The 22,927-nt window shown below is 31.0% G+C and carries 21 protein-coding genes; 17 read left to right on the top strand and 4 right to left on the bottom strand.

Going from position 1 to position 22,927, the window contains the following annotated elements; genetic code table 11:
* Positions 1-9: 9 nt before the first annotated feature.
* Complete coding sequence (locus tag ELQ11_RS00265) at positions 10-1,002, bottom strand: isopenicillin N synthase family oxygenase (protein ID WP_072223525.1); 993 nt, start codon at positions 1,000-1,002, stop codon at positions 10-12.
* A gap of 310 nt (positions 1,003-1,312) precedes the next feature.
* Complete coding sequence (gene luxS, locus ELQ11_RS00255) at positions 1,313-1,807, bottom strand: S-ribosylhomocysteine lyase (protein ID WP_002870821.1); 495 nt, start codon at positions 1,805-1,807, stop codon at positions 1,313-1,315.
* Positions 1,808-1,921: 114 nt separating this feature from the next.
* Between luxS and gatB the strand changes: the two genes are divergently transcribed.
* Genes gatB through ELQ11_RS00240 form a run of 3 tightly spaced genes read left to right on the top strand, consistent with a single transcriptional unit; the run spans position 1,922 to position 5,421 of the window.
* The gene (gene gatB / locus ELQ11_RS00250) at positions 1,922-3,340 is read left to right on the top strand and encodes an Asp-tRNA(Asn)/Glu-tRNA(Gln) amidotransferase subunit GatB (RefSeq protein ID WP_002870820.1); all 1,419 of its coding nucleotides are present in this window, start codon (positions 1,922-1,924) and stop codon (positions 3,338-3,340) included.
* Positions 3,337-4,233 (top strand): NAD(P)H-dependent glycerol-3-phosphate dehydrogenase, encoded by an 897-nt coding sequence (locus ELQ11_RS00245; protein ID WP_134225068.1) that lies wholly within the window; start codon positions 3,337-3,339, stop codon positions 4,231-4,233. Before gatB ends, ELQ11_RS00245 begins: the two co-directional genes overlap by 4 nt.
* 9 nt (positions 4,234-4,242) lie before the next feature.
* Positions 4,243-5,421 carry a metal-dependent hydrolase gene (locus ELQ11_RS00240; RefSeq protein WP_002870818.1) on the top strand — a complete coding sequence of 393 codons (1,179 nt, stop codon included), beginning with the start codon at positions 4,243-4,245 and terminating at the stop codon, positions 5,419-5,421.
* 7 nt (positions 5,422-5,428) lie between these two features.
* Here ELQ11_RS00240 and ELQ11_RS00235 read toward each other — a convergent pair whose 3' ends face one another.
* On the bottom strand, positions 5,429-6,955 hold the full coding sequence (locus ELQ11_RS00235; protein WP_002870817.1) for an inorganic phosphate transporter: 1,527 nt from the start codon (positions 6,953-6,955) through the stop codon (positions 5,429-5,431).
* Positions 6,956-7,096: 141 nt separating this feature from the next.
* Between ELQ11_RS00235 and ELQ11_RS00230 the strand changes: the two genes are divergently transcribed.
* Positions 7,097-7,903 carry an inverse autotransporter beta-barrel domain-containing protein gene (locus ELQ11_RS00230; RefSeq protein ID WP_002870816.1) on the top strand — a complete coding sequence of 269 codons (807 nt, stop codon included), beginning with the start codon at positions 7,097-7,099 and terminating at the stop codon, positions 7,901-7,903.
* On the opposite strand, the gene ELQ11_RS00225 is transcribed toward ELQ11_RS00230, so the two are convergent.
* Entirely contained in the window at positions 7,900-9,276 is a 1,377-nt protein-coding gene (locus tag ELQ11_RS00225) for a cation:dicarboxylase symporter family transporter (RefSeq protein ID WP_126210824.1), read from the bottom strand. The genes ELQ11_RS00230 and ELQ11_RS00225 overlap by 4 nt on opposite strands.
* 269 nt (positions 9,277-9,545) lie before the next feature.
* On the opposite strand from ELQ11_RS00225, the gene ELQ11_RS00220 reads away from it, so the two are divergent.
* The 13 genes from ELQ11_RS00220 to fliR all read left to right on the top strand — a co-directional run bounded on the left by ELQ11_RS00220 (position 9,546) and on the right by fliR (position 22,925).
* The gene (locus ELQ11_RS00220) at positions 9,546-10,040 is read left to right on the top strand and encodes a PAS domain-containing protein (RefSeq protein WP_070252870.1); all 495 of its coding nucleotides are present in this window, start codon (positions 9,546-9,548) and stop codon (positions 10,038-10,040) included.
* Positions 10,041-10,159: 119 nt separating this feature from the next.
* A complete protein-coding gene (cetA, locus tag ELQ11_RS00215) occupies positions 10,160-11,539 on the top strand; it encodes a bipartate energy taxis response protein CetA (protein WP_052949272.1) in 1,380 nt (459 codons plus the stop codon).
* A 17-nt stretch (positions 11,540-11,556) separates the two neighbouring features.
* The gene (gene cetB / locus ELQ11_RS00210; RefSeq protein WP_002861897.1) at positions 11,557-12,054 is read left to right on the top strand and encodes a bipartate energy taxis response protein CetB; all 498 of its coding nucleotides are present in this window, start codon (positions 11,557-11,559) and stop codon (positions 12,052-12,054) included.
* A gap of 87 nt (positions 12,055-12,141) precedes the next feature.
* Positions 12,142-14,001 (top strand): tRNA uridine-5-carboxymethylaminomethyl(34) synthesis enzyme MnmG, encoded by a 1,860-nt coding sequence (gene mnmG, locus ELQ11_RS00205; RefSeq protein WP_126217544.1) that lies wholly within the window; start codon positions 12,142-12,144, stop codon positions 13,999-14,001.
* Positions 14,002-15,288, top strand: coding sequence for an arsenic transporter (locus ELQ11_RS00200; RefSeq protein ID WP_044779087.1), 1,287 nt, complete (start codon positions 14,002-14,004; stop codon positions 15,286-15,288).
* Between the two features lie 89 nt (positions 15,289-15,377).
* Entirely contained in the window at positions 15,378-15,881 is a 504-nt protein-coding gene (petA, locus tag ELQ11_RS00195; RefSeq protein WP_002852880.1) for a ubiquinol-cytochrome c reductase iron-sulfur subunit, read from the top strand.
* A 1-nt stretch (position 15,882) separates the two neighbouring features.
* Positions 15,883-17,133, top strand: coding sequence for a cytochrome bc complex cytochrome b subunit (locus ELQ11_RS00190; protein ID WP_002852758.1), 1,251 nt, complete (start codon positions 15,883-15,885; stop codon positions 17,131-17,133).
* On the top strand, positions 17,130-18,254 hold the full coding sequence (locus ELQ11_RS00185) for a cytochrome c1 (RefSeq protein WP_002852693.1): 1,125 nt from the start codon (positions 17,130-17,132) through the stop codon (positions 18,252-18,254). Before ELQ11_RS00190 ends, ELQ11_RS00185 begins: the two co-directional genes overlap by 4 nt.
* 125 nt (positions 18,255-18,379) lie before the next feature.
* Positions 18,380-19,543: a cyclopropane-fatty-acyl-phospholipid synthase family protein gene (locus ELQ11_RS00180; RefSeq protein ID WP_038402156.1), complete on the top strand. Its 1,164-nt coding sequence runs from the start codon at positions 18,380-18,382 to the stop codon at positions 19,541-19,543.
* A gap of 115 nt (positions 19,544-19,658) precedes the next feature.
* Positions 19,659-20,450: a 30S ribosomal protein S2 gene (gene rpsB, locus ELQ11_RS00175; RefSeq protein ID WP_002870699.1), complete on the top strand. Its 792-nt coding sequence runs from the start codon at positions 19,659-19,661 to the stop codon at positions 20,448-20,450.
* The gene (tsf, locus tag ELQ11_RS00170; protein WP_002852901.1) at positions 20,450-21,523 is read left to right on the top strand and encodes a translation elongation factor Ts; all 1,074 of its coding nucleotides are present in this window, start codon (positions 20,450-20,452) and stop codon (positions 21,521-21,523) included. The genes rpsB and tsf overlap by 1 nt, the downstream gene beginning before the upstream one ends.
* Positions 21,524-21,535: 12 nt before the next feature.
* Positions 21,536-22,171, top strand: coding sequence for an ABC transporter ATP-binding protein (locus tag ELQ11_RS00165; RefSeq protein WP_002870701.1), 636 nt, complete (start codon positions 21,536-21,538; stop codon positions 22,169-22,171).
* Positions 22,158-22,925 (top strand): flagellar biosynthetic protein FliR, encoded by a 768-nt coding sequence (gene fliR / locus ELQ11_RS00160; RefSeq protein ID WP_002859266.1) that lies wholly within the window; start codon positions 22,158-22,160, stop codon positions 22,923-22,925. Before ELQ11_RS00165 ends, fliR begins: the two co-directional genes overlap by 14 nt.
* Positions 22,926-22,927: the final 2 nt, after the last annotated feature.

The following is a 22,927-nucleotide window of genomic DNA, read 5'->3' as shown; positions in this document are numbered from 1 at the left end:
TTTTCTCCTTTACGCAAATTTAAATTTTTCTATCAAGTCACTATGATAAATACTTGCTACATCAGGATGAGAGCGTATCATTCTTTTAAAATAATTACTTGCAACATTTCTTAAAAGTGGATTTTTAGGATCAGTATCCACACCTTTGCTTTCTTTAGCAAGCTCTGGATTTAACTTAAAAATAGGTATATCCTTATCAAGTTGCACTCCAAGAAAATAAGCTATGCTAAAGCGTTCTTTTGGGCTTAAATTCACGCGGTGAATAGTAGCTTTTAAATAGCCATTGGTAGCTAGTTCTAAAAATTCTCCTATATTAACTACAACGCTATTTTCAAGTGGGGGTATACTAAGCCATTTACCATCTATAAAAGCTTCAAGTCCGCTTTGTTTTTCTTGAAAAACAAAAGTGATAAGCCCGCCATCTTTATGTGAACCCACGCCTTGAGTAGTGTTTTTTGAACTTTTAGGATAATGTATGATTTTACAATGTTCATAAGAATTTTTTCCATAAAGTTTATCAAAAGCATTGCTAGGCAGATCAAGGGCTTGAGCGAAGGCTTTTAAAAGCTTTAAACAAGCTTTTTTGGTTTGTTCGTGCCAAGTTAAGAAAGTTTTTTTAAGTTCTGGAATTTCACTAGGCCAAAGATTAGGACCTTCTAATCTTTGCCATAAGGGTGAGTTTAAATTCCAGTTTAAAGCATCTCTTTCTGTGCTTATATCCAGTTGTTCTCTATAATCCTTAGCTCCTGCTGTGTATTCAAAACCTTCGCTAGTATAACCTCTAAATTGAGGAGAATGCACCATAGAAATAAGATCTTTTGAACTTCTAGGAAGATTAAAAAATTCTTTGCCAAGTTTGAATAATTTCTTGTTTAAATTTTTATCTATACCGGTATTGATAAGATAAAAAAAGCCTATTTTAGAAGCGATTTCTCTTAAGTTTTTAAGAAAAGTGCTTTTATCTTTTTCATAAGCTTGTAAATCAAGTATAGGTAAATTCATTTTTACTCCTTAAATTAAAATTAAGGATAAGAAGATATTTTGAATTAAATTTTATTAGAGAAATTTTTGTAAGTTAAGATTTTAAATGAGTATTTTGAAAAAATAAACTTTTTTGACTTTCTTACACATTATATCTCCTTATCCACTTTTTGGACCTTTGGAAACATAATGTTAAGCCAAAGGACGCACTAGATACTACACATCTCGCACATCAGTTTCATTTTTTCTCCTTTTAAAATAATAAAATTTCAAAATCATATATCAAAATATATTAATTAAAGCTTAATCGTTTAAAAAATAAAGATTCTTTTTAAGCATTCTCGAGTTTTAATTCTTTGTTATTCATTATGCTAATACCTAGATTTAAAACCTTTTGGGCAATTTGTTTGGCTTCATCTAAAGAATGCATGGCACAAGTTCCGCATTGATAGATATTAAGTTCAGGAATTTTGCTTTGATCGCTTACGCTTAAAACATCTTTCATAGCTTCTTCCCAAGCTTTTGCAATACTTTTCTCATCAGGTGTTCCAATTAAACTCATATAAAAACCCGTGCGACAACCCATAGGTGAAATATCAATAATTTCAACTGAATTTGAATTTAAATGATCTCTCATAAATCCTGCAAATAAATGTTCTAAGGTATGAGTGCCTTTTTCGCTCATAATGTCTTTATTTGGTATGCAAAAACGCAAATCAAACACACTAATATCATCACCCTTAGGTGTTTTCATAACTTTAGCTAAACGCACAGCAGGAGCTGGCATTTTAGTATGGTCAACTTTAAAGCTGTCTAATAATGGCATTTTAACTCCTTAAATATAAATTGCCTAAGGATTATAGCATTTAAAGTTAATATTTAAAGCCTTTCTAAAAGAAAAAAAGATAAAATAAAACATTTAAAAATTCAAGGAAATTTTATGTTTGAAGTAGTTATAGGTCTTGAAGTTCATACTCAGTTAAATACAAAAACAAAAATCTTTTGCTCATGTGCAACTTCTTTTGGAGAAGCTCCAAATACTAATGTTTGTCCCACTTGTTTGGCCTTACCAGGAGCTTTGCCTGTTTTAAATGAAGAGGCTGTAAAAAAAGCTATAGCTTTTGGAAAAGCTGTTAATGCAACAATTAATAAAAAAAGTGTTTTTAATCGCAAGAATTATTTTTATCCAGATTTACCTAAGGCTTATCAAATTTCACAATTTGATATCCCTATAGTAGAAAAGGGTGAGCTTTTTATCAATGTAAATGGTGAAAATAAACGCATAGGTATTACAAGAGCGCACTTGGAAGAAGATGCAGGTAAAAATATCCATGAAAGTAATTTTTCTAAAGTGGATTTAAATCGTGCAGGAACTCCTTTGCTTGAGATTGTCAGTGAGCCTGAGCTTAGAAGTAGTGATGAGGCAGTAGCTTATCTTAAAAAACTTCATTCTATTATACGCTTTTTAGATATTTCAGATGCAAATATGCAAGAAGGAAGTTTTAGATGCGATGCAAATGTTAGCATAAGACCTAAGGGCGATACAAAACTTTATACTAGAGTAGAGATTAAAAATCTTAATTCTTTTCGTTTTATCCAAAAAGCCATAGAATATGAGGTAAAAAGACAAAGTGAGGCTTGGGAAGATGGAACTTACGAACAAGAAGTAGTTCAAGAAACCAGACTTTTTGATACGACAAATTTAGTTACGAGAAGTATGCGTGGCAAAGAAGAAGCAGCAGAATATCGATATTTTCCTGATCCTGATTTATTGCCTGTTTTATTAAAAGATGAGTTTTTAGATATTAAAATCCCTGAACTTCCTGATGAGAAGAAAGCACGCTTTATAGACGAGCTTGGTATAAAAGAAAGTGATGCTGAGGTTTTAATCAGTTCTTTAGAAATGAGTCGTTTTTTTGAAAGTCTTATTTCTCAAAATTTAAATCCTAAACTTTGTGTAAATTGGTTAAATACTGAACTCATGGGACTTTTAAAAGGAGAATTGACTATAGAAAATTCTCCTGTAGATGCTCAAAAGCTTGGAGTTTTAATTAAACGCATAGAAGATGGCACTATCAGTGCAAAGGCGGCTAAAGATGTTTTGGCTTTTGTATTTGAAAATATTAGTGTGGAAATTGATGAAGCTATAGAAAAGCTAGGACTTAAGCAAGTAAGTGATGACTCAGCCATAGAAGCGGTGATTGAACAAATTTTAAATGCAAATGCTGATAAGGTTGCAGAATATAAAAGTGGTAAAGAGAAGCTTTTTGGATTTTTTGTGGGTCAAGCAATGAAAGAAGGTAAAGGAGCTTTTAATCCTGCAAAAGTAAATGAAATTTTAAAAGCAAAGCTTGGTTGATGCGTATAGCGGTTATTGGTGCGGGAAAATGGGGCAGTGCTTTACATCTAGCCTTAAAAGAAAATCACAATTGTTTTATCAGTTCTTTGCATCAGCGTGATTTAGAAGATTTTGTTAACATAAAAGAAGCTTTAGAATGTGAATATCTTGTTTTTGCTTTAAGTTCTCAAGGAATGCGTGCTTGGCTTAAAGAAAATTTTATCAACAAGGGACAAAAAATTTTAATTGCTTCAAAAGGCATAGAAGATCAAAGTTGTCAATTTTTAGATGAAATTTTTTTGGATTTTGTGTCAAAAGAAAATTTTTGTGTTTTAAGTGGCCCTTCTTTTGCTGCTGAAGTAATGCAAAAACTTCCTACAGCCTTGATAATTAGCGGGCTAAATCAAGAGCTTTGTAAAAAATTTGCAAGTTTTTTCCCTGATTTTATTAAAACTTATACTGATAATGATGTGCGTGGTGCTGAAATTTGTGGTGCTTATAAGAATGTTTTAGCGATTGCAAGTGGGATTAGTGATGGGTTAAAACTTGGCAATAATGCAAGAGCAGCACTGATTTCAAGAGGACTTGTAGAAATGCACCGTTTTGGTAAATTTTTTGGTGCTAAAGAAGAAACTTTTTTAGGATTAAGTGGAGCAGGGGATTTGTTTTTAACTGCAACGAGTATTTTATCAAGAAATTATAGAGTGGGTTTAAAACTGGCGCAAAATCAAAAATTAGATAGTATTTTAGCTGAACTTAATGAAGTAGCAGAAGGTGTAAAAACTGCTTATGCTATAGAAAGATTAGCAAAAATGAAAGGAATTTATACTCCTATTGTAAATGAAGTAGTGGCAATTTTTAAGGGTAAAAGTGTGCAAGAAGCAACGCAGAATTTACTAAAGCAAAATGATTAAGGAAAAATCATGATAATTAAAAATGCAAAAATTTATGGAAATTCTTTACAAGATATAGAGGTTAAAGAAGAAAAAATTACTAATATTGGTTCTAATTTACAAGGTGAAGAAATTTTAGATGCTAAAGGTATGACTTTACTTCCATCTTTTGTGGATTTGTGTGTGAGTTTAAAAAACGATAAATTTTCTTTAGCTAATTTAGAGCTTTTAGAAAATGAGTGTCTAAAAGGAGGAATTTCTAGTATAGTTTTGCGTGATTGCATGGATTTTGATGAAGAAAGTTTTGCTTTATTTTTACAAAATTTAGCTCAAAGAAAGATGCAAATTTTTTCAAGTGTGCGGGTTAAGGATACAAACGGAAAGCTTAAAAATTTAGCCACTCTCTTAAATAAAGGTGCTTGTGCTTTAGAGCTTGATAGTTCTTTGGATGCAAATACTTTAAAAGTAAGCTCGCAATATGCTTTTATGAAAGACTCTCCAATTTTTGTGCGTTGTTATGATAAGAATTTTGATGATAATGGAGTGATGAATGATTGTGAAATGAGTTTTGAGCTAGGGCTTATAGGCATGAGTAAAATTGCTGAAACTAGCCAGATAGCTAAAATGAAAGAATTGGCTAAATTTTATAAAAATAAGGTTGTTTTTGATCTTTTAAGTTTGAGAGATTCTTTAGTATTATTAGATGAAAAGGATTTAAAACTTGTAAGCATTCATCATCTTATCAAAGATGATAGTGCTTGTGAAGATTTTAATACTGCTGCGAAACTTATGCCACCTTTAAGAAGTAAAGAAGATGTTTTGGCTTTAAGAGAGGCTTTAAAAGAAGGAAAAATTAGTTTTTTAACTTCTTTACATAGTGCAAAATCAATTTCTTTAAAAGATTTAGCTTTTGATGAAGCGGCCTTTGGAATCCATAGCGTATGCGAATTTATAAGTCTTTGCTATACTTTTTTAATCAAAGAAGGATTTTTAAATTGGCAAGAGCTTTGTCAATTTACAAGTAAAAATCCTAGTGAATTTTTAGGTTTAAATAGTGGAGTTATAGAAGTCGGAAAAGAAGCTAATCTAGTTCTTTTTGATGAGAATGAAGAAATTTTTGCTCCAAAAAGTTCTCTTTATTCTGAGGATAAACTTTTTGGAAAGATTAAAATGCATATAATTAAAGGAAAAAATATTTTAGAAAAATAAGCTTTACTTAAATTCCTAAAGATAGTTTAAATCCTAAAAATACAAGTGCTGCCATAATACCAGCGGCTGGTAAAGTGATAATCCAAGCCAATCCTATAGGCTTCATCATAATCCAATTTGCGTTTTTGTTATACACTCCTATACCCAATATAGCACCTATGAGTATATGGGTGGAGCTAACAGGAATCCCAAATTGTGTAGCTAAGAGTATAACTATGCTTGCACCAAGTTCTGCAGAAAATCCAGTAGTAGGGCGTATGGTTGCAAGTTTTGAACCCACTGTAGTAATCACTTCTTTACCTAAAAACCAAAGTCCTACAACTAGAGCAACTCCAAACATAGCTAAAGCAGCAAAAGGTACAGGAGAAGTTGAGTTAATTGTGCCGTTTTTTAAGACATCTAAAATCGCCGCAAAAGGACCTATAGCATTGGCTATATCATTGGCTCCGTGTGAAAATGCAAAACTAGAGGCTGTAAATATTTGAAACCATGAGAAAATTCTATCAGTAGTTTTATTAAGTTCTGTTTTTTTAACGATTTTGACTATAGCAAATGTTACAACATAACTTATAGTTCCTATAATTCCGATAATCCAAAAGTTTTGTAAAATATCTAAAGTGCTAACATTATTTAAACCTTTAAATAAAAACATTGCCGAAATGATAGCAGCAGCAATACAAGCAATGATTGGCATATGAGTTTTTAAAATAGAGTAAATATCTATATCTTTTTCTTGATCCTTAAATTCCTTCATTTTATTTCTATAGAAATTATTTTCTTGTTCTTCCTCATCTAAAGCTATAGCGGAAAGTTCTTTAATTTGTTCTTCTTGGGATTTTGTTTTTAAATCTAAAAAATATTCTTCTTTGAATTTCTTTCTTTCTTTTTTGATATTTTTCAAATCATCGTTTAGTTTTTCTGATGGTTTCAAAATTTTCTTATCAATGTATGAATAAATAGTATAAGCTACAATACCCCCTAAAAGAGGCGAAGCTACCCAAGAAATAGCTATTCTTAAAATTTCACTCCATTTAACCATGGAGAGTGTTTGAATCCCATCAAATTTTAAAAGCCCCATCATAATACTAGCACCTACAATCCCACCAACTATACTGTGTGTGGTTGATACAGGTAAGCCTTTCTTGGTTGCAATAAAAATCCAAACTCCAGAGCTTAAAAGTGCAGCAAGCATAATGATAACAAAAAGCATGGGATCTAAAGAATTTGGAAAAACAACAATACCGCTGCGTATGGTCTTAGTAACTTCTGCGCCTGCGAAGATTGCTCCACTTAGCTCAAAAACAGCTGCTATAATTAAAGCTTGTTTAATGGTTACTGTTTTTGCACCAACGCTTGTTCCAAAAGAATTGGCTACATCATTTCCACCTATATTAAATGCCATAAAAATACCAAATATAGAAGCAAGAATAAAAAGAATCAGTTGATGTTGCGAAATATAACCAAATCCCCAAATAACAAATGCGATAGTACTGATAATAAAAATAACAAAAGCTATGAGGTTGTCTTTTTGCATTAATAACCTTTTTTTATTTTAATTATACACTTATTTACTTGAAATTTGCTAATTTTATTTTTTAGTCTTTGTGGAATTTTTATTTATATTATTTTTTTATAATAAATATTCAAACAAGAAATAATAAGGAATATAAGAATAATGAGGGGTATTTTTTATATAATGGCATTGTTTTCTTTACTCAATGCCGATGAACTTACAGAGGCTTTGGCAAAAAATAATAATCAAAATTCTTGGGAGCACTTTGATTATAAAAATACTAAAGAAGCTCCAAAAATTCAAGAAGAGAATGTGGATTTTAAAAGCACTTTTGATAGCTTGCTTTCAAAAACTTTAGAAAATAATAATGGTATAGATAAAACAGATGGGAATTTAGATTTTCAAAACGAAAACGCGCAGGTTAAAAATTTAAGTTCTCTTTATGAGGGAGAGAATAATTCTTTGCTTTTTCAAAAAGAACTTTTTGTGGCTCAAGATAATTATAATTACTCAGGGGGCTTAATCAATCGTTATGAAAAAGATGATTTTTTATTTGGAGTTAATGGTTTTATTGACAAACAAAAAGAACAAAAAGATACTAAAAGCTTTGGTACAGAGTTTGGTTATAGTAAATTTATAAAGGCTTATAGTAATTATTACATACCCAATGAAGCAGAAAAAAATTTACAGCTTGGAATGAGTTTTGTAATTCCAACTTACACCGCTTTTGCTTTTGATATAAGTAAAGATAATGATAAAACTAATTATCAAGTATCTTACTCTCCTTATAGTGTATTTAGTTTAAATTTATTGCGTCGTGATTATAGCGCAAGAGAGAGTGTTGATGATACTGTTGTTCAAGTTGGATTTAGTTTTAATTTCAATGAAAGTTTTTTAAAGCAATTTAGAAAAAAAGATAATACTTTAGAGGAGGTTAATCGATATGATTTCCTCCAAAGAACCCATTAGTTCATTCCAGCATTATGAAATTTTTCTGGATTATCCATAGCATAGTTGAATTTTTCTCGATCAATTTGTTTATCCCAGATGGCAACGATTAAGGCTGCTACTGAATTTCCACAAAGATTTCCAACAGCCCTCATTTCAGACATAAATTTATCAACACCTAAAAGAACGCCTATAGCAGCTACTGGTAGAACTTGCGCTAAGGTTGCATTTGCTTCTGAAATTTCCATATTTCCTAGAGCTGCAAGCGTACTTCCAAGTACTATAAAACCTGATCCAGTTACACCCACTGCACCTTTTGAAGCTATCATTAATACTATTAAAATACTGATTTCGTGTGCTAAACTTAAATTTACATTGAAAGCTTGTGCTAGAAAGATTAAGCTCATAGCTAGATAAATATTTGTACAATCAAGATTAAAACTATATCCCGTTGGTAAAACAAGTCCGACTGTTGCTTTAGAAAGTCCTGCTTTTTCTAGTTTTCTCATTAAAGGAGCAAGTGCAGACTCGCTTGAACTGGTTGCAAAAACGATCAATACTTCTCTTGAGATAAATCTCATAAATTTGAAGATATTTACTTTTGCAAAATAACAAATCAGACCTAAGATTCCAAATATAAAAACAAGACATGAAATCAGCATTACTAAAAGTAAATATGCCAAGTTGATCAAAGAGCCAATTCCGTATTGAGCTATGAGTACAGCCATTGCTGAAAAGGCGGCAATAGGACTAAAATACATAATGATTTGTAGAATTTTAAAAACAAAATTTTGTACCACTTCAAAAACTCTTTGAATTGCCTGTTTGTCTTCTATTCTCATTAAAGAAATAATCAAAGCAGTAATTATAGCAATAACTAAAACTTGTATGGTTTTTCCTTCTGTAAAAGGCGTGATAATATCAGTAGGCATAGCATCTTTTAAAATATGCATAATCTCAGAGCTCGCGCTTACTTCTGTGGTTTGAGAAATATATTTTTGAACGCTTTTTGTATCAAGTTGACTTGGATCAAGATTCATTCCATGACCTGGTTGCATAACATTTGCCATAAAAATACCTATAGCAAGCGCTAAAGTACTTACAACTTCAAAGTAAATAACCGCTTTAGCACCAATACTACCTACTTTTTTTAAACTTTCAAGACTAATGATGCCCAAAACCAAAGTAACAAAAATAATAGGACCTATAAGAACCTTTAGAGCACCTATAAAATAATCAACTCCTGGTTTGCTAGCAATGGCTAATTCTTTATCTGTATAGCCAAGCACAATACCTGTAATAATGCCTATAATCACCCAAAATCCAAGACTTTTTATAATACGTTTATATAAAGGCGGTTTTCTTTCAGCTAAAGTTTGACTTAAAGTTTCCAAGTTTATTCACTCCTTTTGATCTTTGTAAAATATAATTTTAACAATGCGTATTATAAATTTTAACAAAAAAACAAATCTAGAAATACTTTCTTTTATATGATATGACAATTTTATTATATAAATGTTACAAAATTTCTCATTATTTGCATTATAAAATTTAAAATATTTTTTAAAATTTTATAATTTTGTAATTCAGTTTGCTTTTTGTTATTTATTATTGGTAATAATTCTATTTTTGATTTATTTGTTTTATTGGGATATTTTAAATTATGAAAGAAATAATTTTGTCTGAAAATGCTTTAATTACTTCTAAAACAGATCTTAAAGGGAATATCATTTATGCCAATAATGATTTTTTAAAATACGCAGGTTATAAAGTCGATGAGCTTTTGTATAAATCTCATAATATAGTAAGACATGAAGATATGCCACGTACTCTATTTAAATGTCTTTGGGATTATATTCAAAAAGGAGAAGAAATTTTTGCATTTGTAAAAAATAAAGCTAAGGATGGTAGTTTTTACTGGGTGTTTGCAAATGTAAGTGCTTCATTTGATGCCAATGGAAATATCATCAACTACTATTCTGTTCGTCGTGCGCCCAATAGAAAATCTCTTCCTATAATTAAAGAAGTTTATAAAATTTTACTTGAAAAAGAGCAAAAATCAGGCATTAATGCTGGAGTTTCGGCTTTAATGGATATTGTAAGTTCTTATAAAATGACTTATAATGAACTTGTTTTTAACTTACAAAAAGATAACTAAATAAGATATATTTAATATTTTTTATTGTATAATTTTTAGTGATTAAATTAAAGTAATATATATTACTAAAATATACTTTAATTTATGACTTCAAAAATTTTTAATAAAGGGGTAAATTTATGGTGAAAAATGGATTATTATCAACTATTTTTCTAAGTATTATCGGTGTTTTAGGCGCCATTTTTATTCATATTTATATTGGAGTGATAATTTTTATTTTAATCGCTGTTTTAACGATTTATTTGCTTAGACAACACAAAGATGAGCAAATAATGATAGATAAACTTTTGGTTCTTTGTAGAGAGTTAAAAGAAGGAAATTTTGACAATAGAATGATCTATGTAAAAACAAAAAGCAAAAAATTAGCCGAAATAGCAGATAATCTTAACAATACTATTGATGGGCTAGAAGCTTACTTAAGGGAAATTAATACTTCTATTTCTTGTTCCCAAAAAGGCGAATTTTATCGTAAGGCTTTGCCTGAAGGTTTAAAAGGAATTTTTGCTCATAATATCGAATTTATAAATAAAGCTTTAGCAAACATAGAAGTGACAGCAAGATCCACTTTTAAAAATGCTTTATCAAGAACTTTAATGGATTTAAGCCTTGGAAATCAAAATAAAGATATGTCTCAAATTTCTAGCTCATTAAATCAAGATATTAGCATGATGAAAAATGTATATGATACAGTTGATGCCATTACTCATACAGCTACAGAAAATGGCTCAGAGGTGGATTCTTTGCAAAGTGCTATGGGTTCTTTAATGGATGTTGTAAATTCGAGTAAGGAAACAGTGCAAACTTTTGTGGCTAATTCCCAAAATATTACTTCAGTGGTTGAAGTAATACGTGATATAGCCGATCAAACCAATCTTCTAGCTTTAAATGCCGCTATTGAAGCTGCGCGTGCAGGAGAGCATGGTAGGGGCTTTGCTGTTGTAGCTGATGAAGTTAGAAAGTTAGCAGAAAGAACTCAAAGATCTACAAGCGAAATTTCTATTGCAATTCAGACTATGCAACAAGATTTTGTAAATATCCAAAGTGGCAGTGAACAAGTTTTTAACATTGTTAGTGAATCTGAAGAAAGAATTAATAAATTTTCTCAAGCTTTTAAACGTCTAGAAGAAAATAGTAGTGCTCTTGGTGTTAATTTTGGATCCTTTGCAAAGAGATTGATTTTGTCTGTGGTTAAAATCGATCATATTCTTTATAAATCAAATATATATTTAAATTTAAATGGGGCTCAAAATTTTAATCTTGAAAGCGTAGATCCAATTTCTAATCTTTGCCAAGATGAGAGAGCTCAAGGTGTTATTAATGAACTTAGTTCTGAAACTGAGTTAAATTTAGCTAAAGAATTTATAAAAGATAACGCTAAAAAAGCAATAGAAGAATCAAGTCAAGATTATATCGATCAAAAAGCTTATGATGCGATTGTAAATGATATTAAATCACTAGAGCAAAGAAGTGCTGAAATCTTAGCAAAATTAAAAATATAAATTAAGAGGGTGGGGAAATGTCAAGAGAAATTTTTTTACAAGAAGATAGTTTAATTACTTCTAAAACAGATTTAAAAGGTAAAATAGTTTATGCAAATGATGATTTTTTAAAGTATGCAGGTTATACCATGGGTGAAGTTTTAAATAAACCTCATAACATAGTAAGACATGAAGAGATGCCAAAAACTGTTTTTAAATATTTATGGGATTATATGAGAGAGGGTAAGGAAATTTTTGCTTACGTAAAAAACAAAACTAAAGATAACAATTACTACTGGGTTTTTGCAAATGTAACTCCATCAATAGACATTAATAATAATATCATAGGCTATTATTCCGTTCGTCGTATGCCAAATAAAAGTGCTATTTCTACAATAGAAAGCCTTTATAGCGATCTTTTAAGAGTAGAACAGCAACAAGGTTTAAATAAAGGTGTTGAGATGCTTAAAAATTTCTGCAAAGATGCAGATAAAACTTATAATGAGTTAATTTTCTCTCTCCAAGAAGCTAAATAAATTTTTGTTAGACTTAAAACGAGTTTGTTTTAAGTCTAAATATTATATAATCTTTCTTTTAAAAATTCACATTTTTCAAGGCAAAATATGTTTGATGTCATTGTTATAGGTGGTGGACATGCGGGTGTTGAAGCAAGTGCTGCTGCTGCTAGAATGGGTAAAAAAACCTTACTTTTAACTACATTGATTGAGCAAATAGGAGCAGCAAGTTGTAATCCAGCTATAGGTGGACTTGCAAAAGGGCATTTGGTAAAAGAACTTGATGCCATGGGTGGTCTTATGGGTGAAATCACCGATGAAGCGGGAATACAATTTCGCATTTTAAATGAAAGTAAGGGTGTAGCCGTTCAAGGAAGTAGGGCGCAAATTGATATGGATAAGTACCGTATCATTGCACGTAATAAACTTTTAAAACTTCCAAATTTAGAAATTTCTCAAGAACAAGCGAATGCTTTAATCGTAGAAAATGATGAAGTTAAAGGCGTAAAAACAAATTTAGAAAATACATATTTTGCCAAAAAAGTGATACTTACAACAGGGACTTTTTTAAATGGACTTATTCATATAGGCGAAAATAAACTTCAAGCAGGAAGGGTAGGGGAGCTTGCTTCAGTAAATTTAGGCAATTATCTACAAACTTTGGGTTTAAAAATGGGGCGTTTAAAAACAGGAACTTGCCCAAGAGTAGATGCAAAAAGTATTGATTTTAGCGCACTTGAAATCCAAGATGGCGATGTAAATCCTAAAGCTTTTAGTTTTCGTTCAAGAAATTTTAATCCTACTCAACTTCCTTGTTATATCGCACGCACTAATACAACTACACATGAGATTATTAAGAATAATTTTTATCGTGCTCCACTTTTTACAGGCCAGATTGAAGGTGTGGGGCCAAGGTATTGTCCTTCTATAGAAGATAAGATTAATCGTTTTAGCGACAAAGAAAGTCATCATCTTTTTATAGAGCCTCAAACTATCGATGCGACAGAGTATTATATCAATGGTTTTTCTACTTCTTTACCTTATGAGGTGCAAATTCAAATGTTGCGTTCTATAAAGGGTTTTGAAGATGCTAAAATAACCCGTTTTGGTTATGCTATAGAATATGATTATATAGAGCCAACTGAACTTAAGCATACTTTAGAACTTAAAAAGATTAAAAATCTTTATTGTGCAGGACAGATTAATGGAACTACTGGTTATGAAGAGGCTGCAGCACAAGGCTTTATGGCAGGAATCAATGCAAGTTTAAGCATAGATATGAAAGAGCCTTTGATTTTAAGGCGCGATGAAGCTTATATAGGAGTTTTAATCGATGATTTGGTAGTAAAAGGCACAAAAGAACCTTATAGAATGTTTACTTCAAGAGCGGAATTTAGACTGCTTTTAAGGGAAGAAAATGCTATACTTAGACTTGGAAAATATGGCTATGATTTAGGGCTTTTAAGCGAGCAAGATTTTACTTATATACAAAATATCGCAAACAATCTTCAAAAAGGACTTGAATTTTTACTTTCTAAAGAATTCACACCTAATAACCAAAATAATGCTTTTTTAGAGAGTTTAGGAGAAGATAAAATTTCTTCTATAGTCAATCTTCAAAAAATTGTCGCAAGAGCAAGTTTTGATATAGAAAAATTAAAAAAACTTGATCCTATGTTTGAAACTATGGATCATTACTCCTTAAGAGAGATTTTAAATGAGGCAAAGTATTATCATTACATTAGTATGCAAAAAGCTCAAGTAGAAAAAATGAAAAATCTTAGCGAGCTTAAAATTCCTGAAAATTTTGATTTTAAAAGTGTAAGCGGTTTGAGTAATGAAGTTGTAGAAAAGCTTAATCATCATAAACCTCCAACTATTTTTGCTGCAAGTCAAATCAGTGGAATCACTCCTGCGGCGTTGGATATTTTGCAAATTTATATCAAAATGCAAAAGAAAAAAGCTTAAATGCTTGCTTTTTTTATTTTTTTATCTACTTTAATTTTACTTTTTTGGCGTCCATGGAATTTACCTATTTGGGTATTTTCTAGCTTGGGAGCTTTTTTTGTTTTTATTTTTCAATTGGTAGATTTTACAGACGCTTATTTTGTTTTTTCTTTGGTTTGGGATAGTTCTTTAACTTTGGTTGGGTTGATTATCCTTTCTTTTAGCTTGGAAGCTTTGGGATTTTTTGATTTTATTGCGAGTAAAATTTTGCATTTTTCTAGAGAGAAAAATCAAGAAAAAATTTATATTAGCACAAAAAAATTGATGTTATTTTTGTTGATTTTTGTCTTTTTTCTTTCTGCATTTTTTGCTAACGATGGAGCGATTTTAATCATTACACCTATTATTATAGCTTTATTTTCAACTCTTAAAGATTGTAAAAATCATGTTTTTATTTTAAGTTCTTTTTTGCTTAGTCTTTCTTTTTTATGTGATGCAAGTTCAAACGCTTTGGTTATTTCAAATTTAACCAATATTATTACAGCAAATTATTTTAAGATAGAATTTTTAGAATTTGCTAAAAATATGTTTTTGCCAAATTTTTTTGTTTTGCTTTCTACTATAGTTATGGTTTTTATGCTTTATGGGAGAGTTTTGCCTAAAAGGCTTGAATTTAAATTAGTCAAAAAAGAGCAAATTTCATTGAAATTGTTTTTTCTTTGCATAGTATTTTTACTTCTTTTTGTGATCAGTTTTTTTATAGGTGAAATTTTTGATATTAAAATAAGTTTTTTTGCTTTGCTTTGGGCGGGAATTTTTTGGCTTATTGTTTTAAAAATTCAAGGTAAAAAAAGTGTTAAAATTCTTTTTGAAGCACCTTATGGAGTTTTGCTTTTTAGTTTTGGGCTTTATATGGTGGTTTTTGCTTTACATAAAATAGGCGTGAGCGAAATTTTGGTTAAAAGCTATGCTTTTTTGATGCAAGATAAGAGTGGAATTTTTGGTGTGGCTTTGATTTCAGCTTTTGGATCTTCTGTGTTTAATAATTTGCCTATGGTTTTAATCGGAGATTTAGCATTAAAAGAATATTTTGAAAGTTTTTCTTTTGATTCCTTGATGATTTATGCGCATCTTTTGGGGGTAAACATAGGCCCAAAACTTACGCCAATAGGTTCTTTGGCAACTTTGCTTTGGCTTGGAGTTTTGGCTAGAAAAGGCATTAATATTTCTTTTTGGCAATATTCTAAATTTGGCTTTTTGATAACTTTACCTGTGCTTGTTTTTTCTCTTTTTGCTCTTATTGTCTAAATATCAAAATTTGTTAAACAAAGAAAAAATTTATTTTAATTTCGATAAACTTTTAACTTGGTTAAAAAATAAAATCGAAAGGACAAGTTATGGCTACATCTGAGAGTAGACGAAGCTTTATGGGCTTTGCATTTGGAAGCGTAGCTGCTGTAGGCGGTGTTTTCTCGCTTGTTGCGATGAAAAAAACTTGGGATCCACTTCCAAGTGTCAAAGCTGCAGGTTTTACTACAGTAGATTTATCAGGAATGCAAGATGGAGAGCTTAGAACTATAGAATGGCGTAAAAAGCCTATTTTTATATTAAAAAAAGATGCGAGTATGCCAAAAGATGAAAAACGTGATGTTGTGGTAGATAACGCAGCTTATACTGTGGTTATAGGACTTTGTACGCATTTGGGTTGTATACCTGCTTACCAACCAAGCGAGCAATTGTTTAAATGTGCCTGTCATGGTGGAGAATTTGACACAAGTGGAAAAAATGTCTTTGGACCTCCTCCAAAGCCTCTTGAAATTCCTCCTTTTAAGATCGATGGAACCAAACTTGTTTTAGGCGAAGAGGGTCCTGAATATAAAAAAATGATAGCGGAGGCTTAAGATGGCACAAATTAGAAAAGCTAATGGTCTTGTAGATTGGCTTGATCAAAGACTTGCAGTACATAAACTACTTGATGTTTTAATGGTAAAGTATTGGATACCAAAGCAAATTAACTTTCTTTGGGCAATGGGGGTTATTTTAACCACTCTTTTTGCAGTGCTTTTTGTTACAGGACTTTTACTTGTAATGTATTATAAACCAGATACTGCACTTGCTTTTGATAGTGTGAATAAGACTATTATGCAAGAGGTGGATTATGGATGGCTTTGGCGTCACATGCATGGTGTTGCCGCTTCTGTTGTATTTTTGATTATATACATACATATGTTAACAGGAATTTATTACGGTTCTTATAAGAAAGGTCGTGAAATGATTTGGGTTAGCGGTATGCTTTTGTTTGTTGTATTTTCTGCTGAAGCTTTTAGTGGGTATATGCTTCCTTGGGGACAAATGAGTTATTGGGCAGCTCAAGTAATCACTAATCTTTTTGGAGGGATACCATTTATTGGCCCTGAACTTGTGATTTGGATTCGTGGAGATTATGCGGTTTCTGATCCAACTTTAACAAGATTTTTTATGCTTCATGTGTGCTTGCTTCCTATAGTTATCATTGCTATTATAGCATTTCACTTCTATTCTTTAAGAATTCCTCATGTTAATAATGAAATTTCTGAAGAACTTGACTTTGACTTAGAGGCTGAAAAGTACATGGCAGGTGACACAAAGGGTTCTAAAGTGATTCCTTTTTGGCCAGGATTTTTATCAAAAGATTTTATGTATATAAGCTTTTTTATGATTTTCTTCTTTTATTTAGTCTGTTTTAAATTTGAATTTGCAATGGATCCAATTAATTTTGATCCGGCTAATGCGCTTAAAACACCAGCTCATATTTATCCTGAGTGGTATTTCTTATGGAGTTATGAAGTTTTAAGAGGATTTTTCTTTGATATTGCAGGTATTAAAGCTTTTGATATAGGTTTGGCTGCATTTGGTATTGCTCAAGTGATTTTCTTCTTGCTTCCTTGGCTTGATAGAAGTGATGTTGTAAAACCGGCTCATGAAAGACCTTTATTTTTCATTTGGTTTTGGATATTGCTTATCGATTTAATTGTTTTAACAGTTTATGGAAAATTACCTCCAACAGGTGTAAATGCTTGGGTAGGATTTTATGCTTCTATAGTATTTTTACTTTTACTTATTGTAGTTTTACCGGTTATTACTATTATGGAGAGAAAAGGAGCTAAACAATGAGAGAAATAAAAATATTTTTAGTTGTAGTAGTTTTTACTGCACTTGTATATTGGGGGGTAGAGCCTTATGCTCATTCAGTGATGAAACCTCATGTTGCTCCTGCAAATTTTGATTTTGCTGTTGAAGATACTACTTTTGCAAAAGGTATAGTTGAAGCTAAAGAATTAGCTCTAAAAGATGCACAAGCTTCAGGAGATGCTAAAAGAATAGAGAGTGCAAACAAAGAACTTGAAAAAGCAAAAGAAGAATTAAGCAAAGTTGAAACACTTTGGGCAGATGTTGCAAAGATCGATTTTGCTAAGGGTGATGCAAAAAAAGGTAAAGAATTTTTTGAAAATAACTGTTTTGCATGTCATGGTGTAAAAGAAGATGGAATAGCAGCTAATATTACCGATTCTTCTATGGGAGTAATACCACCTGATCTTAGTGCAGCTGGTGCTATTTTTGATGAAAAATTTTTAGCTGCTTTAATTATGCATCCTGCGCTTGCTTTAAAAGTAGATCATAAATTTGGTGATGCTTTTATTATGACAGCTTACAATAAAGATACTTCAGGAGAAAGTGAAGAAGCTACAAATGCAAATATAGCCAATGTAATTGCTTATCTTAAAGATGTGAGTGTTAAATTTGAAGCCAATGAAGATGCTACTATTAAGAAAGATGTTGAGGCAAAATATGCTAAAATGGAAAATAGTGCTCAAAAAGCGGCTTTAATGGAAAAAGATATAAAATTTGCTAAAGATAAAGCAACTTTTATTGAGGCTTGCGGACGTTGTCATGATATGAAATACGATAGCTTTTTTACTCCATCAAATCAAAATGATTTAAAAACTTATTTAGGTTCTGTTCCGCCTGATCTTTCTATGATGATAAGATCTCGTGGTGAGCAATATTTACATGATTTTATTAATAACACTCAAAAACTTCTTCCAGGAACCGCTATGCCAAGAGTAGGTTTAACAGAAGCTGCACAGGCTAAGGTTGTATCTTATATTGATCAAGTGGGTGATAGCAAGAAAGAAGAAAGAAAAACTACAGGAATTTATGTAATGATATTCTTTGTAATTTTAAGTATTTTTGCTATAGGTTGGAAGCGTTCTGTTTGGTCTAAATTACATTAATATTACATTTTTTGCCATTATTTAGTGATAATGGCAAAAATCTTATTTTTTCTTCATTTTTATTAATTTTTAAACCTAATTAAGAGATACTATCTAATAATAATTATTATTAATTGGAGTATGTCATGCTTGAAAAACAAATGATTAAATTTATTCTTTCAAAATGGAATTATGGAAATTTTAGAATTGTATTTTGGGATCAAGAAGAATTTCATGTGGGTAATCAGTCTGCTAAATTTTCTTTAATTTTCAAAGAAAAAATACCTTTTTTAAAATTATTTAGTGATACGAGTTTAGTTTTTGCAAAACATTATATGGAGTCTAAACTAGAAATAGAAGGTGATTATGATGAAATAGCTAAAGTTTTGTATTATTTTTCAAATAAGCGTTTTTTAAAAAATACAGAGGATATCTTGAGTAAAATAGCCCAAAAACAGGAAAGTAAAAATATTAAAAGTCATTATGATATAGGTAATGATTTTTATAAGCTTTGGCTTGATGATACTATGAGCTATTCTTGCGCTTATTTTAAAGAGCCTAATAATACTCTTTATGAAGCTCAAATTAACAAAATAGAACATACCCTTAAAAAACTTGATTTAAAAGAAGGAGAAAAGCTTTTAGATATAGGTTGTGGTTGGGGTTGGCTTTCTATTATGGCGGCTCAAAAGTATGGGGTTAAGGTTGTTGGAATTACTATTTCAGAGGAGCAGTGTAAAAAAGCCAAGGAAAGAGTAAAAGAACTTGATCTTGAAGATAAAATAGAAATAAGACTTCAAAATTATCAAGATTTAGAATTTGAAAATTATTTTGATAAAGTTGTTTCTGTGGGTATGTTTGAACATGTAGGCAAAGAGAATTTAGGACTTTATTTTATGAAAGTAAAACAAGTTTTAAAACCTGGAGGTTCTATGCTTTTACATTCTATTTTAGCCATGTTTGAAGGAAAAACAAATGCTTGGATAGATAAATATATTTTTCCAGGAGGATATTTACCTTCTTTAAGAGAGGTTGTAAGTGCTATGAGTGAGTGGGATTTTCATCTTCTTTTAGCAGAAAGTTTAAGAATGCACTATGCAAAAACTTTAGATTTATGGGATGAAAATTTTAACAAAGTATTGGACAAGGTAAGGGAAAAATATGATGAAGAATTTATAAGAATGTGGGATTTATACCTTCGTTCTTGTGCCTCTGCTTTTCGTGTTGGAAGCGTGGATTTGTTCCAATTTTTAATCACAAAAGAAATCAATAATAATCTAAGCCTTACTAAGGACTACATATATAAGTAAAAACTAAACTTAAATTTGATAGAATCTTAGCTTCATTTCACACACATCAATCCTTTTTAGCTTGTGTAAATTAAGGGATGTGGAGGAATAAAGCTAAATTTATAAGGAGAAACTCATGGTTAGTATGAGAGATTTATTAGAATGCGGTGTGCATTTTGGACACCAAACAAGACGCTGGAATCCAAAGATGAAAAAATTCATTTTTGGCGAGAGAAAAGGTATTTATGTAATTGATTTACAAAAAACTTTAAGATATTTTAGATATACCTATAATATCGTTCGTGACGCTGCTGCCGAAGGAAAAACTATACTTTTTGTTGGAACAAAAAAACAAGCAGGTGGAGCGATTAAAGAATACGCTGAAAAATGCGGTATGCCTTATGTAAATCATAGATGGCTTGGCGGTATGATGACAAATTTTGGTACTATTCGCCAATCAATTAGAAAATTAGAAGTAATTGAAAAAATGGAAGAAGATGGAAGTATTAAGCTTTTAACTAAAAAAGAAGCTTTAATGCTTACAAGAAAAAAAGAAAAATTATTAGCTTATTTAGGTGGAATTCGTTATATGAAAACTCAACCTGATATGATTTTTGTTGTTGACACAGTAAAAGAAAAAATTGCTGTTCAAGAAGCAAATAGATTAAGAATTCCTGTTGTAGCTCCACTAGATACAAACTGCGATCCTGATTTGGTAACTTATCCTATTCCAGGAAATGATGATGCAATTCGTTCAGTGCAACTTTTCTGTCAAGAAATGGCTGAAGCGATTAATGAAGGAAAAGCTTTAAGAGAACAAGATGGTGAAGCTTTAGCAAATGAAGAAAAAGAAATCACCGATGAAGAGAAAAAAGAAGTTTTAGATGAAGCGATGAGCGAAGAAGACTTCGGTGAGGAGCAAGAATAATGGCTGAAATCACTGCTGCAATGGTAAAAGAACTCCGCGAAAGTACAGGTGCGGGGATGATGGATTGTAAAAATGCTTTGAGTGAAACTAATGGAGATTTTGATAAAGCAGTACAACTTTTAAGAGAAAAAGGTTTAGGTAAGGCTGCTAAAAAAGCAGACAGACTTGCTGCAGAAGGTTTAGTAAGTGTAAAAGTAAGCGATGATTTTACAAGCGCAACTGTAAGCGAGATTAATTCCGAAACAGATTTTGTGGCAAAAAATGATCAGTTTATCGCTTTAACAAAAGATACTACAGCTCATATTCAAAGTAATAGCTTACAAAGTGTGGAAGAACTTCATTCAAGCACAATCAATGGCGTAAAATTTGAAGAATATTTAAAAAGTCAAATTGCAACTATAGGAGAAAACTTAGTTGTAAGAAGATTTGCAACTTTAAAAGCAGGTGCTAACGGCGTTGTAAATGGTTATATCCATACAAATGGCCGTGTTGGTGTTGTGATCGCTGCAGCTTGCGATAGCGCTGAAGTGGCTTCAAAATCAAGAGATTTGTTAAGACAAATTTGTATGCATATTGCAGCAATGAGACCAAGTTATTTAAGTTATGAAGATTTGGATATGACTTTTGTTGAAAATGAATACAAAGCTTTGGTTGCTGAACTTGAAAAAGAAAATGAAGAAAGACGCAGACTTAAAGATCCAAATAAACCTGAACATAAAATTCCTCAATTTGCAAGTCGCAAACAATTAAGCGATGCAATTTTAAAAGAAGCTGAAGAAAAAATCAAAGAAGAGCTTAAAGCTCAAGGTAAACCTGAAAAAATTTGGGACAATATTATCCCAGGTAAAATGAATAGCTTTATAGCAGATAATTCTCAACTTGATAGCAAACTTACTTTAATGGGTCAGTTTTATGTAATGGATGATAAAAAAACCGTAGAACAAGTAATTGCCGAAAAAGAAAAAGAATTTGGCGGAAAAATTAAAATTGTCGAATTTATTTGCTTTGAAGTTGGCGAAGGTTTAGAAAAGAAAACTGAAGATTTTGCGGCTGAAGTTGCTGCACAACTTTAAAAACGGTTAAAAATGGAACTCTTAAGAGCGGAAAATTTAAGCCATAGTTTTGATTATCCGCTTTTTGAGGGTTTAAATCTTGCTTTAAATACTAAAGATTGCATTGCTATTCAAGGGAGTAGCGGTTGTGGCAAATCTACTCTTTTGCATATACTTTCTTCTTTATTAATTCCAAAAAAAGGTGAAGTTTTTTTTAAAGGTTCTAGTCTTTATCAGATAGATGAAAACGAAAGATTAAAAATTCGCCGTTATGATTTTGGTATTATTTTTCAGACACATTATCTTTTTAAAGGTTTTTCAGCTTTAGAAAATATCGAACTTGCTAGTGTTTTATCGGGTCAAAATTTAGATGAGAAAATTTTAAAAAGATTAGGTATTGATACGCTTTTACATCAAAAAATAGGAAAGCTTAGCGGCGGACAACAACAGCGTGTGAGTATCGCGCGCGTGCTTTGTAAAAAACCAAAGATTATTTTTGCTGATGAAGCAACTGGAAATTTGGATTTTGATAATGCTAAAAATGTTATCGAACTTTTAATTTCCTATGTTAAAGAAAATGATGCAGCTTTATTTTTTGTAACTCACGATAGTAAGCTTGCAAGTTTTTGTGATAAAACTTATACTATAAACGCCAATGGAATTTGTTAATTATTTAGGCGATAAAAATGTTGTAACTTTTATGTTGCTTCTTGCTAGAATGAGTGGTCTTATAGTTTTTTTTCCTTTTTTTTCACATAATTCTATCCCTATGGTGATAAAAAGTACTATAGTTTTATTTTTGACTATGTATTTATATCCTTTGGCTAGATTAGAATCTTTGCATTTAGATAGTTTTTTTGTTTTACAGCTTATTAGTGAAGTGATTTTTGGAATGATAGCAGGATTAATGCTTCAAATTATTTTTGCTATTATTATGATGGCAGGTGAGCAGATTGCTTTTACTATGGGATTTACTATGGCAAGTATATTAGATCCAAGTTCTGGAACGAGTATGCCTATTACGGCACAAATTTTAAATTTGCTTGCTTTGATGTTTTTTCTTGCTTTTGATGGTCATCATTTAATGCTTTTGTTTTTAAGTCATTCTTTAGGTTATATTAGTTTAGGTGGATTTTATCCGCATGAGAATTTAATGCATTATTTAAATATGGGTATGTTTAATATTTTCATCATAGGTTTTACTATGAGCTTTCCCATACTTGGAATTTCACTTTTAGCCGATGTTATTTTTGGACTTTTGATGAAAACAATGCCACAATTTAATCTTTTAGTTATTGGCTATCCTATAAAGATAGCTTTAGGCTTTGTAGTTTTGATCGCTATTTTATTAGTTATGATGCAATATTTTAAAAATTTAATTTTAGAACTTTTTACTCATATGCAAACTCTTTTTTTCTCCTAAGG

The sequence above is a fragment of the Campylobacter sp. US50a genome (genome assembly GCF_004379015.1).
GTDB lineage: Bacteria > Campylobacterota > Campylobacteria > Campylobacterales > Campylobacteraceae > Campylobacter_D > Campylobacter_D jejuni.
The sequence above is the reverse complement of the archived record's forward strand: the minus strand, read 5'-3'. Positions and strand labels throughout refer to the sequence as shown.

Bases quoted from the DNA above. Each gene is read 5' to 3' on its own strand.
- ELQ11_RS00240 (WP_002870818.1), top strand. From the start codon at position 4,243: ATGATAATTAAAAATGCAAAAATTTATGGAAATTCTTTACAAGATATA.
- ELQ11_RS00230 (WP_002870816.1), top strand. From the start codon at position 7,097: ATGAGGGGTATTTTTTATATAATGGCATTGTTTTCTTTACTCAATGCC.
- ELQ11_RS00185 (WP_002852693.1), top strand. From the start codon at position 17,130: ATGAGAGAAATAAAAATATTTTTAGTTGTAGTAGTTTTTACTGCACTT.
- ELQ11_RS00200 (WP_044779087.1), top strand. From the start codon at position 14,002: ATGCTTGCTTTTTTTATTTTTTTATCTACTTTAATTTTACTTTTTTGG.
- luxS (WP_002870821.1), bottom strand. From the start codon at position 1,807: ATGCCATTATTAGACAGCTTTAAAGTTGACCATACTAAAATGCCAGCT.
- ELQ11_RS00265 (WP_072223525.1), bottom strand. From the start codon at position 1,002: ATGAATTTACCTATACTTGATTTACAAGCTTATGAAAAAGATAAAAGC.
- gatB (WP_002870820.1), top strand. From the start codon at position 1,922: ATGTTTGAAGTAGTTATAGGTCTTGAAGTTCATACTCAGTTAAATACA.
- ELQ11_RS00180 (WP_038402156.1), top strand. From the start codon at position 18,380: ATGCTTGAAAAACAAATGATTAAATTTATTCTTTCAAAATGGAATTAT.
- ELQ11_RS00165 (WP_002870701.1), top strand. From the start codon at position 21,536: ATGGAACTCTTAAGAGCGGAAAATTTAAGCCATAGTTTTGATTATCCG.
- ELQ11_RS00220 (WP_070252870.1), top strand. From the start codon at position 9,546: ATGAAAGAAATAATTTTGTCTGAAAATGCTTTAATTACTTCTAAAACA.
- petA (WP_002852880.1), top strand. From the start codon at position 15,378: ATGGCTACATCTGAGAGTAGACGAAGCTTTATGGGCTTTGCATTTGGA.
- rpsB (WP_002870699.1), top strand. From the start codon at position 19,659: ATGGTTAGTATGAGAGATTTATTAGAATGCGGTGTGCATTTTGGACAC.
- ELQ11_RS00190 (WP_002852758.1), top strand. From the start codon at position 15,883: ATGGCACAAATTAGAAAAGCTAATGGTCTTGTAGATTGGCTTGATCAA.
- ELQ11_RS00235 (WP_002870817.1), bottom strand. From the start codon at position 6,955: ATGCAAAAAGACAACCTCATAGCTTTTGTTATTTTTATTATCAGTACT.
- fliR (WP_002859266.1), top strand. From the start codon at position 22,158: ATGGAATTTGTTAATTATTTAGGCGATAAAAATGTTGTAACTTTTATG.
- tsf (WP_002852901.1), top strand. From the start codon at position 20,450: ATGGCTGAAATCACTGCTGCAATGGTAAAAGAACTCCGCGAAAGTACA.
- cetB (WP_002861897.1), top strand. From the start codon at position 11,557: ATGTCAAGAGAAATTTTTTTACAAGAAGATAGTTTAATTACTTCTAAA.
- mnmG (WP_126217544.1), top strand. From the start codon at position 12,142: ATGTTTGATGTCATTGTTATAGGTGGTGGACATGCGGGTGTTGAAGCA.
- cetA (WP_052949272.1), top strand. From the start codon at position 10,160: ATGGTGAAAAATGGATTATTATCAACTATTTTTCTAAGTATTATCGGT.